The organism is Pedobacter sp. ISL-64, from assembly GCF_018613605.1.
GTDB lineage: Bacteria > Bacteroidota > Bacteroidia > Sphingobacteriales > Sphingobacteriaceae > Pedobacter.
This window is the reverse complement of sequence record NZ_JAGGPU010000009.1, coordinates 149,020-162,761: the sequence shown is the minus strand read 5'-3', so window position 1 is coordinate 162,761 and position 13,742 is coordinate 149,020. Positions and strand designations below refer to the sequence as shown.

10 protein-coding genes and 1 tRNA gene are annotated in these 13,742 nt (G+C 38.6%); 3 read left to right on the top strand and 8 right to left on the bottom strand.

All coding sequences use genetic code 11. The annotated features are described in order from the left end of the window. Nucleotides 1-608: 608 nt before the first annotated feature. A complete protein-coding gene (locus J7E57_RS14005) occupies nt 609-1,085 on the bottom strand; it encodes an Lrp/AsnC ligand binding domain-containing protein (RefSeq protein WP_025145395.1) in 477 nt (158 codons plus the stop codon). A gap of 346 nt (nt 1,086-1,431) precedes the next feature. On the opposite strand from J7E57_RS14005, the gene J7E57_RS14000 reads away from it, so the two are divergent. Both J7E57_RS14000 and J7E57_RS13995 read left to right on the top strand, forming a co-directional pair. Beyond that, nucleotides 1,432-1,576: transfer RNA gene (locus tag J7E57_RS14000), tRNA-Asp, on the top strand. A 148-nt stretch (nt 1,577-1,724) separates the two neighbouring features. Further along, nucleotides 1,725-2,741: a LacI family DNA-binding transcriptional regulator gene (locus tag J7E57_RS13995; protein WP_215124887.1), complete on the top strand. Its 1,017-nt coding sequence runs from the start codon at nt 1,725-1,727 to the stop codon at nt 2,739-2,741. Between the two features lie 51 nt (nt 2,742-2,792). On the opposite strand, the gene frr is transcribed toward J7E57_RS13995, so the two are convergent. The 6 genes from frr to nagA form a co-directional block, all read right to left on the bottom strand. Further along, nucleotides 2,793-3,356: a ribosome recycling factor gene (gene frr, locus J7E57_RS13990; RefSeq protein WP_029279059.1), complete on the bottom strand. Its 564-nt coding sequence runs from the start codon at nt 3,354-3,356 to the stop codon at nt 2,793-2,795. A 39-nt stretch (nt 3,357-3,395) separates the two neighbouring features. Beyond that, nucleotides 3,396-4,100 (bottom strand): UMP kinase, encoded by a 705-nt coding sequence (pyrH, locus tag J7E57_RS13985; RefSeq protein ID WP_029279061.1) that lies wholly within the window; start codon nt 4,098-4,100, stop codon nt 3,396-3,398. A 132-nt stretch (nt 4,101-4,232) separates the two neighbouring features. Further along, on the bottom strand, nt 4,233-5,858 hold the full coding sequence (locus tag J7E57_RS13980; RefSeq protein WP_215124888.1) for a hypothetical protein: 1,626 nt from the start codon (nt 5,856-5,858) through the stop codon (nt 4,233-4,235). Between the two features lie 149 nt (nt 5,859-6,007). Continuing rightward, nucleotides 6,008-9,280, bottom strand: a complete 3,273-nt coding sequence (locus tag J7E57_RS13975; RefSeq protein ID WP_215124889.1) for a TonB-dependent receptor — start codon at nt 9,278-9,280, stop codon at nt 6,008-6,010. Nucleotides 9,281-9,335: 55 nt separating this feature from the next. Beyond that, nucleotides 9,336-10,298 (bottom strand): MBL fold metallo-hydrolase, encoded by a 963-nt coding sequence (locus tag J7E57_RS13970; RefSeq protein ID WP_215124890.1) that lies wholly within the window; start codon nt 10,296-10,298, stop codon nt 9,336-9,338. Nucleotides 10,299-10,308: 10 nt separating this feature from the next. Next, entirely contained in the window at nt 10,309-11,400 is a 1,092-nt protein-coding gene (gene nagA, locus J7E57_RS13965) for an N-acetylglucosamine-6-phosphate deacetylase (RefSeq protein WP_215124891.1), read from the bottom strand. A gap of 85 nt (nt 11,401-11,485) precedes the next feature. Here nagA and J7E57_RS13960 point away from each other — a divergent pair, with 85 nt between their 5' ends. Next, complete coding sequence (locus J7E57_RS13960; protein WP_215124892.1) at nt 11,486-12,691, top strand: FN3 domain-containing metallophosphoesterase family protein; 1,206 nt, start codon at nt 11,486-11,488, stop codon at nt 12,689-12,691. 172 nt (nt 12,692-12,863) lie between these two features. Here the strand turns inward: J7E57_RS13960 and tsf are convergent, their stop codons facing one another. Next, nucleotides 12,864-13,709, bottom strand: coding sequence for a translation elongation factor Ts (tsf, locus tag J7E57_RS13955; RefSeq protein WP_215124893.1), 846 nt, complete (start codon nt 13,707-13,709; stop codon nt 12,864-12,866). Between the last annotated feature and the right edge of the window lie 33 nt (nt 13,710-13,742).

Sequence of the window (13,742 nt, the reverse complement as noted above, 5' to 3'; positions counted from 1 at the left end):
TGGGTTTTTTCCCGCTTTTCGTTTTATTTCGCCTGCGGCTTCATCTTCACTTCAATCGGGCCTAGGTGGCTCTTTAGGTGGTGTTATTTTTGGCTGGGTGCTTACCTGCACAAACCTTTGTTTCTAAACCCGGTAGCAGTGGCAGCCTCCGATCCTTTATCGGAGCTATAGCGAATAACGGGACTGCTGTTTCCGAAGTATTACTGAATGCTCATTTTCAGATAAAAATTATATAAAGGCAATTAGGAGAGCAGTTTCTGTACAACTATCTGCGTTTCCTCCTGCTTTCCGTTTTATTTCGCCTGCGGCTTCATGTTCACTTCAATCGGGCCTAGGTGGCTCTTTAGTTGATGCTATTTTTGCTTGGATGCTTACCCTGCACAAACCTTTGTTACTAAACCAGGTAGCAGCGGCAGCCTCCGATCCTTTATCGGAGCTATAGTAGATAACGGGGCTATTGTTCCCGAAGCATTACTGAGCCCTCATTTTCAAATAAGCCACTAACCATTACCTAATGATTTTTACCATATAAGACATATAAGATCATTTAAGCTCGATGTTCTTAATAATATCTTTTGCTTTAGCCTTTCACCTTTAGTCTTTCTGCTTTACCCCAGCTCAATCTGACGCTTTATGCTCTCTTCTAACGAGATTAAAGTCTCCGTGCGCTGAATACCGTTCACGGCCTGTATTTCTTCGTTTAAAACGTGGCGTAAATGATTGGTATCCCTGCAGATAATTTTGGCAAACATACTGTAGGCACCGGTAGTATAATGCAATTCTACTACTTCTTTAATTTTGCTCAATTGTGCAACTGCATCTTTGTACTGGATTCCTTTCTCCAGGTAAATACCCAAAAAAGCACAGATATCATACCCAGCCTTCTGCGGATCAATGATTAAGTGCGAGCCTTTAATAATGCCCATTTCCTGCAGTTTCTTCATCCTAACGTGTATCGTTCCACCCGAAACAATCAGATCTTTAGCGATTTCTGTATAAGGTTTAGTGGCATCCTGCATCAATTGTTTCAATATATCGATGTCGAGGTTGTCAATTTCTAAATTGGAATTGTCTTTTTTAAGCATATTTTTGAATTATGATAAGCGAATTTACGAATATTTATCAATATTATAAAAATAAAATTAAATGTTTAAAATATTTGCAAGGTATTGGTTGTTCCTTTACATTTGTATCAAGCAATTAACAAAAAGGAAACGTTCTTTCAAAATTGCATAACATAATGTAGGGTGGTGAAACAGGCAGACACACCTCCTTGTCTCGGTGGCGGAGAATAATGGGAATATACCGGTTTCGGTACTAACCACTCCTTGAAGGTTCGATTCCTTCCCCTACAGCGGCTTTAGTCCTAAGTCAAGAGTCCATAGTCTTTAGTAGACTTATGACTGCAGACTTTGGACTAATGACTAAAATTGTTGGGTGGTGAAATTGGCAGACACGCCTCCTTGTCTCGGTGGTGGGGAATAATGGGACAAACGCAGTTTATTGGGTTGACCACAAATTAATTTTTTGAACTGTAGCTAACTACCCCTTGAAGGTTCGACTCCTTCCCCAACAGCATTTTTTATGAATAATAAGTTAGTTAATTGAGCAATCCTGGATAGGTTGCTCTTTTTCTTTTTAGCCTAGTTTTTTTCATAACCCTCCTATATTTATAGATATATTGTTATATTACCAATCAAAATTTTATTCGTTCAATGCCTGTGATGAAGAAACGCGTTTCGATTAAAGATATCGCTAAACAATTAAATATTTCCATTACCACCGTATCGTTTGTGATTAATGGGAAAGCAAGAGAAAAAAATATTAGCGAATCGCTTACCAAAAAAGTTTTAGAACTGGTTGCTGAATTAAATTATCAGCCCAATACCCTTGCAACAAGTTTAAGAACAGGCAAAACAAAAATTATAGGCTTCTTGGTTGATGATATTTCTGAACCTTTTTTCTCGGGTATAGCACGCCGAATTGATGAAATTGCTTCGAGCCTTGGTTATAAGATACTTTTTAGCAGTACCAGGAACGATACCGAAAAGGCAATAGAATTGCTGCAGATTTTTAAAGACAGGCATGTTGATGGCTATATTATGGCCTTGCCTGAAGGTTTGGAAGAAGAAGTTAAAAAATTGATTCAAACAGACGCCCCGGTGGTACTTTTCGATCGGTATGTACAGGACGTTAAAACAGATTATGTAATAATCGATAATCTAAGCAGTACCTACGAAGCTACCGAGCACCTCATTAAGAATAATTATAAAAGAATAGGTTTTGTAACCATCGATACCTTACAACAACAGATGGTAGACCGCTTGGCGGGTTACGAAAGCGCTGTAGAAAAATATAACTTGCCGGCAATTGTAAAGAAGATTAAATATGTAAACTCTGCCGAATCAATTGAGGAGATGATAAAGTTTTTTAAAGCAGAGAAACAGCTAGATGCGGTAGTTTTTGCTGCCAACTATATTTGTTTAGACGGTTTAAGAACTTTTAGAAAACTAGGTATTCAGATCCACAAGGATATGGCTGTTGTTTCTTTTGATGATTTCGAAATCCTGGAGTTTTGCGAGCCTCCGGTTACAGCTATTGCACAGCCTCTTGAGGCCATTGCAGAAAACGTGATGAAAATTTTATTGAACAAGCTTAAGAAAGTAGGAAAGCCTGTTGAAAACATGCAGGTGTCGTTACCCACTATCTTAAACGTTAGGGGCTCAAGCGCAAAGCAATAAAAAAGGGAATAGATTTTAGTCCATTCCCTTTCTGATTGTATTTTATACAGATTAAACTGTCATTACATCTTTTTCTTTAGCTTCGGCGTGTTTGTCAACCTTGATGATATAAGCATCGGTTAATTTTTGCACTTCGCCTTCACCTGTTTTAATCTCGTCATCAGAAACACCTTCGCCTTTCAGTTTTTGAATTTTGGTATTGGCATCCTTACGGATGTTACGAACGGTAATGCGGCCTCTTTCGGCTTCTTCCTTTACTTTTTTCACCAAGTCTTTTCTACGCTCTTCTGTTAAAGGCGGCACAACCAGGCGGATAACAATACCATCATTTTGTGGATTGATACCAATATTGGCTACCTGAATAGCTTTTTCAATCGCAGTTAAAAGTGATTTTTCCCAAGGTTGGATTACGATTGTTCTGGCATCAGGCGTATTAATACTGGCTACTTGTGATAATGCTGTAGCTGCGCCATAATAATCCACGAAAATACCATCCAACATTCCAGCTGATGCTTTACCAGCTCTGATTTTAGTTAATTCAGATTCACAATGATCGATGGCTCTATCCATTGCAGATTGAGCATCCATTAATTGTAATTGTATGAGGTCGTTCATAATTGTGTGTATTTCTACAAAAATAATAATTTTTATTCCTTATTTAACCAGGGTTCCAATAGGTTCGCCATTGGCGATTTTCATGAAATTGCCATGTTTGTTCATATCAAACACAATAATTGGCACTTGGTTTTCTTCGCAAAGGGTAAATGCGGTCATATCCATTACATTAAGCCCCTTATCATAAACTTCCCTAAAAGAAATTTCATCGTATTTAGTGGCCAACGGATCTTTTTCAGGATCGGCCGTATAAATCCCATCAACACGTGTTCCTTTTAAAACAACATCAGCTTTGATTTCGATAGCACGTAAAGCTGCTGCAGAATCGGTTGTGAAGTATGGATTTCCCGTTCCTGCACCAAAAATAACCACACGGCCTTTTTCTAAATGGCGAACAGCTCTTCTGCGGATAAATGGCTCACAGATCTGCTCCATTTTAATGGCAGTAAGTAAACGTGTTTTAATCCCCACTTTTTCCAACGCATCTTGTAAGGCCATAGAGTTGATAACTGTTGCCAACATGCCCATATAATCGGCCTGTGCCCTGTCCATCCCACTTTTTTCGGCGCTTAAACCTCTAAAAATATTTCCTCCTCCAATTACGATTGCGATTTCTAAACCTTTATCGTGTACGGCTTTGATATCTTCTGCGTATTGTTTAACGCGTTCATTATCAATTCCATATTGTTTGTCGCCCATTAGCGATTCTCCGCTAAGTTTTAATAGGATGCGTTTGTATTTCATGACCTCAAAAATATTAACAATTTTTTACTTACGGGCTATCGTTTTAATATTTGATGTAAATATTTAATTAGGTTAGGTATATAAATAAAAAAGGGCGATATTTTCATATCACCCCTTCTGTTATTGGATTAATTATTGTGCTTTAGCAAGCCATAATGAGGCATTTAAATGCAAAGCTGGATGAGAGATGTATCCAGATGGTACATCACCAGACCAACCATTAAATAAATTATCGTTCGTATCGCCGGTTCCATCATCAGAAGGCGAACTATCGCCAACAAAGGCTACCCTTCCGCTTCCATATGTCGAAATTAATGCCATTACACCATTATTACTTCCTAATGTGCTGCTCATTCTCCAAAATAATCCTTGTACTGTAGAATTTTCTGTCGGAAACAAGGTTGCAGTTGTACCATTATAGAAAGCTAATTTTGAAGCATTTCCGGCAGCACCATTTAAAACCAGATTGGCACTGGTATTTGTTCCGGAGTAAACCTTTGTACTTGGTTTTTCGCTAATGTCAACATAATCTACATTAAAGCCGAAAGGCTTGTTGTTGTTAATGCCGTTATTGCTCATCAAATCATTCCAAACTCTTGGAGAATCGTAGCCATCGCCATCTCGGTCTGAAGGATTATAACCATTTGCATCTGTTCCGGCTGTACTTGCAGCAGTATGATCGGCCACCATCATTAAACCGCCGCCATTGGCCACAAAATTCATAATTGCCGTTTTTTCGGCGGCAGTAAATAATTTATTCGGTTCAATAACCACGTAAACATCGTAATTTTTTAAATCCTGGGGATTAGCGGTATTGCCATAAGTAATGGCAGTACCCCCTGGCAAAGTTTCTACCAGTTCGCCACGTTTTACCAATTCTACAGCCCAGGCAGACATGGCGCCTTTCCAGTAGGTTTCAGGAGTTGAAGCAGTTATACCGATATATGAGGGTGTAGGAAATCTTTGTGCTTTAAGTTCAACAGAGGTTCCTCCTTGATAACCCGGAACGCTTTCTGTGCCATCTGCGTCTATCTGCCAATCGGCACTACCTGCATTTTCCAATTTTGAAGCATCGAATAAAAACTTCTTGCCCGTAAGTACAGGATTTGTACCTGGATCGGTACCACCACCGTTATCATTAATGGTAATATCATCAAAGTTTATTCTGTTTGAAGCGCCTGAAAGTTTTCTGATTTCTAAGCGGACATTTCCGGTAAGATTTAGGCTGAAAGATTGTATTTGTAAAGTTGATGTACTAGTTATATTGGTGCCCGACTGGGTCCAGCTGCTTCCACCATTAGTTGAATACCATAAACCCCATTGACTGGCGGCATCTGTGCCATAAGTAGCATGTTGAATGCTTGCCGTACTAATGCCGGTTGCAATATCAAACTGCATCGTAATTTTTCCTGAGTTACGGATACGGGCAGACCATGAACCATTTTTCTTATCAGCAGCAAGATTTCCGATTAACGCATCGAAAAAATTCCATGACTTTCCGCTAATTGTAATGTCATCTCCACTTGCTGAGCCAGAAGGAGAAACATCATAAGCCGTTTTAGGACTGGTTGAGCCTACCTCAAAATTTTCTAAAGTTTGTGCCGTGAGTGTAGCATTTGAAGCAGAGAGGCCTAATACTTTTACTTTAGGTAAAGCGTTTTGGCTGGTTTCAATTTCTTGTTTTTTACAAGCGCTAAAGCTTAATAATGTAGCAAACGCTATTAAAGCGAAGCCTGTTAATTTAAATTGTTTTTTCATAATATTGATAGATTGAAGATATTTAAACCTACTTTAATTATGTTAAGCAATTATTGCCGGCTTGTTACATTTACATTATCCCTTTTTATCAAAAAATGGCTGAATCGTTATCCGATCCAGCCATTTTTTGATTTTTTGATTTTTAAAAATTATTGATTAAATCTATATCTTAATCCAAATTGGATTCTCCAACGGGCAGTTTCATCAATATTGCTTGAAAATGTATTAACCAAAGGCACGCTGTTATCTGCATTGAGGTAAGGGAAAGAAAATGTAGGTTTACCTGATGTTGCATCCACTCCTTTAAAGTTAAGGAGTCCGTTAGCCCTATTGGCAAATTTTGGAACTCCCCAGGTTTTGTTGATCATATTTCCGAAATTGAAAATATCAAAAGTAAGCTGAAGAGAATGCTTTTTGCCTTTCAGGTTTGCGAATAAATCTTGTGCTAGTCGAATATCAAGCGTACCGATTACATTACCAACAAGGCCATTTCTTTCTGCATACTGGCCTCTTTTCTTGTTAAGATAATTGTCTTGACTGATGTAGCTGTTTAATTGACCCCAAAGCTGATCAGGTGTGCGGGTATCAGCAGCATTTTCTGGTACCAAAACAATGTCGGATTTATTTGCCGGAACATAAATTAAGTCGTTTCCGCTTAAACCATCATTGTTTAAGTCGTTTCCATAAGTATAGGAATATCTAAAGCCATCTTGTAGTTGATAGAACATAGAGAATGTTGTACCTAAGTGGTTAATGTATTCTTTTCTGTAAACAACAGATGCAATGAAGCGGTTTTTAACCATATAGCTTGAATAAGAAAGTGCATCTGTATTCGGGCTGCCAGAAACCTGACGGTCTCTCCACATACTTTGAGCAATAGAGCCACCATCATTAACTGATCTCGAATCGGTATAAGTATAACCTGCAGTTGCAAAAAGACCACCTGCAAACTCTTTTGATAATGTTCCTGTAATTGCTAAACTATGGCCTTTATTGGTATTGGTCATTACAACTGCATCAGAAATGTTGGGGTTAGTAGGAGTAGGGGTTGCTGATCCGTAAATTCTTGAACTGGTGTACCTCGGACGGTTATCAGCACCTTTTAAAAGGGTATATGCCGAAGTGTTTAAATTCACATTGCGGAAATAAACAGAATTAATGTCTTTTGAATATAGCGCTTCGATTGTTCCGGTTATACCGCCAGGCAATTTCTGATCAACAGCCAAATTTGAACGCCAAACCTGCATAAATTTAAAATCCTGTTGGGCTACTGCCAGATTGTAGGCTGTGTTGTTTGCTGCTGTAGCCTTATTTACATTTCTATAAGCATCAACGTTGGGGGTAAATGGTCTGTTGGTTGGGTTGTTAATCGATTCAGAACCAAATTGAACGCCATTGTTGCTGGCCTGGTTAGATACCCAAACCAGTGGAGGTCTTCCTGTAAATAGCCCGGTACCGCCTCGTACTTGTGTTTTTCCGGCATGGTTTACATCCCAGTTAAAGCCTAAACGCGGCGACCATAAAATAGAACTTTTAGGAAATCTGCTCACATCAATTTTTTCGTCATTTTCGAAAGTCAGCTTTTCCACGTTCGGGTTGTTTAGTGATGCTGGTGAAGAAACGCTGGTTAAATCTGCACGTAAGCCAAGGGTTAATTTTAACTGATCGTTAACCGTAAAAGCATCTTGCGCATACAAGCCATACATATTCGACTGGATATCTGCATAAGGGAATGATCCATCAGGCATAACCGAATATTGAACCTGGTATTTCGTTGCATTTGATACACCATTATTGGCGCTGTTATAAAAATCGGCAAGGCTGTTAAAGGTATAGGCACCATAATAGTTGGGGGCGAAACCGTTAAGCGTTCTGTAGCCTTCATAATTGGCGCCCAATGTTATTTCGTGGCGGCCTGCATAAATATTAAAATTATCTGTGATTTGGTAAACTTTAGTTTTTAAGGTATTAAAGGCAGTAAAAGGTTCATAGCCAAAGGCGGTGTAGGAACTTCCATCAGGATTCATAATATCAACAAGTGGAAAAGGCTTGTTACCCTTTGATTCTCTGAAATCATTCATGCTGTTGTAACCAACAGTTAACTGATTAGAGAATTTATTGTTAAAGCGTGTTCTAAACTCAAGATTAACATTATCCATGTTGTTGTTTATACCATATCCTGCCGATTGAAAAGGAAGGCCCAACTGCGATGGCTGGCGGTTATTTTTTGGAGCACCGCTATTACTTGGCAAAATATCTTTATAAGATCTGAAATAGAAATATTTTAAACTTAAAGTGTTTTTATCATCAATATTATAGTCTAATTTGGCAGATAGTTTATCGCTCCTTGTTTTTAAAGCATAATTTTCGTAAGCCCCTGGGGCGTAACCAAGTGATTGTAAAAAAGAACTTAACTTATCTAAGTCTTCGCCTTTTGCCTGAGATATATTTGGTCCTGTGCTTCCACCCCTTGAAGCTGAAAATCCGGTTCCTGGATCTGATCTTCTTTCCAATTCTCCACTGGCAAAAAAGAATAATTTATTTTTAATAATCGGTCCACCTAAAGTAAAACCATAACCTTTAAGGCTGAAGTTGGTTACAGGCACCTTTAATCCAGCATAGTTGTAATCACTTACCAGGTCCTGATTTCTATAGTAAGTATTTAAAGAGCCTTGAAATTCATTTGTACCACTTCTGGTTACCGCATTTATTGCAGCGCCTGTAAAACCGCTTTGACGGATATCATATGGTGCAATGTTGACTGTAATTTCTTCGAAGGCATCCATATTAATCGGTTGAGAACTCGTTTGGCTCCCAATGGTACCTTGTAAACCGAATGCATTATTAAACAGCGCTCCATCAACCGTAAAATTGTTGGCCAGGTTACTTCTTCCCGCAATACTTGGGCTTCCAAACTGTAAAGAGAACTGCGGGGTAAGCTTCACAAAATCGGTAAAGCTTCTGTTTAAAGTTGGCAAATTTTGAATTGCTGTTCTTGATATATTCTGTGATGCACCCGTTCTTCCCGAGTTAAAAACTTTACTTTGTTTTCCTGATACCGTAACTTCTGATAAATTACTGGCGTCTTCACTTAAAGATACATTTAAAGTAGAACTTTGGCCAAGGGCCAATTTTTCAATACGTTGTGTTTGATTTTTAAAGCCAATAAAAGAAACGGTAATGGAGTAAGGGCCACCAATACGCATGGCTGGTAAATTGTAACGGCCATCCGATCGGGTAGAAGTGGCATATCTCGAACCTGATGGTTCATGTATGGCAATAACAGTAGCCCCGCTAATTGGCCCTTTAGCATCGACAACCATTCCATTTATAGAGGCTGTTGTTTCATTTTGCGCAACAGCATCTATTTTTAAGAGTATTAAAGATAGAAATGTTGTAAATAGAAGTAAGGTTTTTTTCATGAGTAATTTTTAAGCAAAAATACTCCGACTTACTGTAGCTAATGTTACATTTATATTAATTAATGGTTAACAGCTTCCCTTGCTTAGGAAATATTAAGTTTAAATTCAGTATATTTTCAGTAAGCAATTGTTGTTTTATTTTTTTGGCACTATGTTGCGGGGGTTTAATATGGGTTACAATGAAAGAAACTTTTTTAATGGCGTCACCATCTGTTAAGCTTTTAAGTTTGCCAATTTCACTATAAAAAAGCTTTGGTGTAAGGTGCCCGAATAATTGTTTATCAGGCTGTTCATTTGGGAAAGAAACTTCCAAAAAGATTGCTTTTAACTGTCCTGCATTAATAATCGGCGCTATGGTTTGCCATAAGTTGGCAAGTTTGTCCGATTTTTCAATTTCATCTGCACCGGTATCTCCAAGGTACAATACATAACTATCATTGTGACTGATCAAAAAAGCAGTACTTTTATAGGGATTGCCATGACTTAACTCAAAAACTCTCACTTTCATTTCCGTTCCATCAAGCGGATAAGTTTCACCTTCATTAAGCGGTGAATAGATGTACTTTTTTAGTTGTGGTTTTTCGCCTTCATTTGCAAAATTGGCCCAGGCATCCCAGGTAAAATATTTATCCCTCAAAATATTCAGGACAGAAGGTATTCCGTAGATGTTTTTGGATGTATCGGCTGGAGAGTTGATAATCAAACCTGCTACATGATCTAAATGTGCATGTGAAATCAAATATCCCTTAATCTGTTTTCGCTGAATCTCTTCGCTTATTCCTCTTAATGATTTATATTCAATGGCCTTTTGAATACCGGCATTTATGGTACCTGCATCTAAACAAACATAATTTGCGCTACCTTTTGGAGCAATCATATAAGAGGATAAATTGCTCTCATCATCTCCGCCCTTCACTCCGAGGGGTATTATTGTAAAAGCAGTACCTATTTTTTGTCCCCAGGAATTACTGGTATAAACTGACAAGAATATTATCGCTGCGAGGATTTTTTTGAACATGTTAAATTAATTATATCGTTTCGCCTTTAAATATTACCTCTTTTAAATTCAGGTCATCATCAAGTACCAATAAGTTTGCCTGATGCCCAGTTTCTATCGTTGCAGTAAGATTTTCGATGCCGATCAATTGGGCAGGGTAGAGCGTTCCCATTTTAACCGTATCATTTAAGCTGATGTCACAATGTAATACGCAATTTTTAACAGCTTCTAACATCGTGAGCGATGAGCCGGAAAGTGTACCATCAGGCATAACATATTTATTGCCTTTTTGAACATGCTGATACGGCCCTGTTGAACAAGCAGTAACCGCATCGGTGATGAGGAACAAACGTTCTTTTAAAAGTTTTTGGGCAAACTTAACTACTTCGAAATCCAGGTGCTGACCATCGGCAATAATGCTGGCCATAGCTTTGTCGTGGCTAAAAACAGCGGTCGGGATACCCGGTTCGCGGTGATGGATAGGACTCATGGCATTAAAAAGGTGTGTAGTGGTCTGGATGCCCTTGTTATAAGCGACTATTGCCTCATCGAAGGTTGCATTACTATGCCCTAATGAAACCACGACACCATGGTCTAATAAGTATTGGATCACTTCGTCATCCTGCAGTTCTGGGGCAATGGTCATCATTTTAATTACGCCATCACCAAAATCAATTAATTTCTTAATTTCATCTAACGAGGCCTTTCGTACAAAGGCGGGAACATGGGCACCTAAGCGTTTTGGATTTAAAAATGGTCCTTCTAAATGTAGGCCCAAGAAATTTTTTGCAGCTATACGGTGTTCTTTAGCTGCTTTGATACATTCATCAAAAACTTCAGGAGAATTTGTTGCCATACAAGCTAAAAAGCCTGTAGTGCCTTTTTTAAGCAGGTCATTTTCCATGATGCTTAATGATTCGCTGCTTGGCTCGGCTGAAAATAACCTGTCGCCGGCACCATAAATCTGTAAATCTATAAAACCTGGTACAACGAGCGAATGGCTGGTTTCTTTGTTGCCGCTTGCCTTAATATTGGAAATTAGAGCGCCATTAATTATGATGTTCTGACTCTTTTTTAAATCGTTGCCCTTAAAATAGGAGGTATTGGAAATTACTTTAGGCATATCAAACGTTTGAGTAAATTTAATCTTACACGGTCAAAGTTAAATATTGTAGCTATATATTTGGGTAATAAGATAAAATAACCAAATGAATGAAAATCAGTCTAATAGAAGAGGTTTTTTAAAGGCCGGACTAACTTTAGGTGCTACTACTTTGGTAGCTCCAGCAATGGCGATTGCAGATGTACCCGCTGAGGAAGAGGGTTTTAAAATTGCAGTAGGCCCTTATCTCCAAACCAATTTCAATAACTCGATGACCATTCTTTGGTTAACCAATAAAAATGCTGCAGGCTGGGTAGAATTTGGAGAACAGGCAGATCAGCTTGGCCAAAAAGCATATGGAAAGGCCGAATTGGGTTTAATGCAGGCTAATAGCAAGTTAAATGCCGTAACACTCAAAAATTTAAAACCAGGAACAAAATATTATTATAAAATTGTTTCGAAAGAAATTAAAGATTTCCAGCCTTACAAATTAACCTACGGTGTAACGGTAAGCAGTGCTGTTGAAGAATTTGTGAATGCAGACCGAGCGAAAGACGAGGTTTCGTTCTTAATGATGAATGATACGCACGATCGCCCGGAATCAATCCCTCAATTGTTAGCGCTTGTTCCCGATAAGAAGCAAGACTTTATTTTCTTTAATGGAGATATATTCGATTATCAAACCGATGAGAAACAGATTATCGAACATATGCTGCAACCCTGTGTAGATAATTTTGCAAAGCGTACACCTTTTATCTACGTAAGGGGCAATCACGAAACACGTGGTAAATTTGCACGTGAATTTCCGCAGTATTATATGCATGTTGGCCATGCAGCTTTTACCTTAGGGCCTGTTCGCTTTGTGATTTTAGATACTGGTGAAGATAAAGAAGATGCGCATCCAGTATATGCCGGTATTGTAGATTTTGATGATTATAGAGCTCAACAGGCTGAATGGCTGAAGACAGAAATAAATTCAAAGGAATTTAAAACGGCACCGTTTAGAGTTGTATTGATGCATATTCCACCACGCTTTTCGGGCGATGCACATGGACCAAAACATTGCACTGAGCTATTTGAGCCATTGTTGAATCAGGGTAAAGTTGATTTGGTTTTAAGTGGTCATACCCATAAGTACATGGTGCACCAGCCTGATAAAGCATTAAACCATTACCCTTTAATTATTGGCGGCGGCCCAAGGACAGGAACAAGAACAATCACCAAGATAAAAGCAGATAAAAATAAATTGGTGGCGAGTATGCTCGATGATTCGGGTAAGGAAGTTGGTGCTTATACTGCTTTGAGGAAGTAGGGTGGCGCAACTGGTCGTCATTTCGAGCGGAGTGCAACGTAGTCGAGAAATCTATCTTGATAGATCTCTCCATTTCACTGCGTTTCAGTCGAGATGACGATTATTGTTGGAGATAACAAATAAAAAAAGCTCCTGATTTTTCACCAGGAGCTTTTTATTATTCTAGAAGTGCTTACGCACCTAATTGTACACGTTTGAAAGCCGTTACTGTTAAACCTTTAGAAGTGTTATCTAAATATTTACGCACATCGATAGAACTATCTTTAACAAACTCCTGGTTTAATAAAGTACTGTCTTTGTAGAATTTATTCAATTTACCAGCAGCAATTTTCTCAACCATTTCTTCTGGTTTGCCTTCTTGACGGATAACGTCTTTAGCAATCTCGATTTCACGTTCAATAGTAGCAGGGTCAACACCGTCTTTATCAACAGCAACTGGGTTCATTGCAGCAATTTGCATTGCAACATCTTTACCAGCTTCAGTAATATCTGCACCGTTAGCACCTTCAAATACTACTAAAACGCCCATTTTACCATTAGAGTGGATATAAGAAACAATTTTTTCGCCAGATACATTTGCGTACTCTTGAATAACGATTTTCTCCCCAATTTTACCAGTTAATTCAGTTATGGTTTCGGCAACAGTACGTCCGTCTTCCAAAACAATTGCTGATAATTCTTCAGTAGTAGCAGGATTGTTGGCAACTGCAGCAGCTAAAACGGCTTGAGCTAGATTACGGAAATCCTCAACTTTAGAAACTGGCTCAGTTTCACAAGCTAAAGCAACTAATTTACCATTTGTGCCATCCGCAGAAACATTGATTGATACCAGGCCTTCAGATGTAGCATTGCCAGAACGAGCGGCAGATACTTTTTGACCTTTTTTGCGCAATAAATCAACAGCAGCTTCGAAATCGCCATTAGCTTCTAATAATGCTTTTTTGCAATCCATCATACCAGCACCAGTTTGTTGGCGTAGTTTATTTACATCAGCGGCAGTAATTTGTACTGTAGACATTTTATTTCCTTTTTTAAATTTTACAATCTTGTT

Excerpts from the sequence above, each read along its gene's own strand:
- J7E57_RS14005 (WP_025145395.1), bottom strand. The coding sequence starts at position 1,085 with ATGCTTAAAAAAGACAATTCCAATTTAGAAATTGACAACCTCGACATC.
- J7E57_RS13995 (WP_215124887.1), top strand. The coding sequence starts at position 1,725 with ATGAAGAAACGCGTTTCGATTAAAGATATCGCTAAACAATTAAATATT.
- frr (WP_029279059.1), bottom strand. The coding sequence starts at position 3,356 with ATGAACGACCTCATACAATTACAATTAATGGATGCTCAATCTGCAATG.
- pyrH (WP_029279061.1), bottom strand. The coding sequence starts at position 4,100 with ATGAAATACAAACGCATCCTATTAAAACTTAGCGGAGAATCGCTAATG.
- J7E57_RS13980 (WP_215124888.1), bottom strand. The coding sequence starts at position 5,858 with ATGAAAAAACAATTTAAATTAACAGGCTTCGCTTTAATAGCGTTTGCT.
- J7E57_RS13975 (WP_215124889.1), bottom strand. The coding sequence starts at position 9,280 with ATGAAAAAAACCTTACTTCTATTTACAACATTTCTATCTTTAATACTC.
- J7E57_RS13970 (WP_215124890.1), bottom strand. The coding sequence starts at position 10,298 with ATGTTCAAAAAAATCCTCGCAGCGATAATATTCTTGTCAGTTTATACC.
- nagA (WP_215124891.1), bottom strand. The coding sequence starts at position 11,400 with ATGCCTAAAGTAATTTCCAATACCTCCTATTTTAAGGGCAACGATTTA.
- J7E57_RS13960 (WP_215124892.1), top strand. The coding sequence starts at position 11,486 with ATGAATGAAAATCAGTCTAATAGAAGAGGTTTTTTAAAGGCCGGACTA.
- tsf (WP_215124893.1), bottom strand. The coding sequence starts at position 13,709 with ATGTCTACAGTACAAATTACTGCCGCTGATGTAAATAAACTACGCCAA.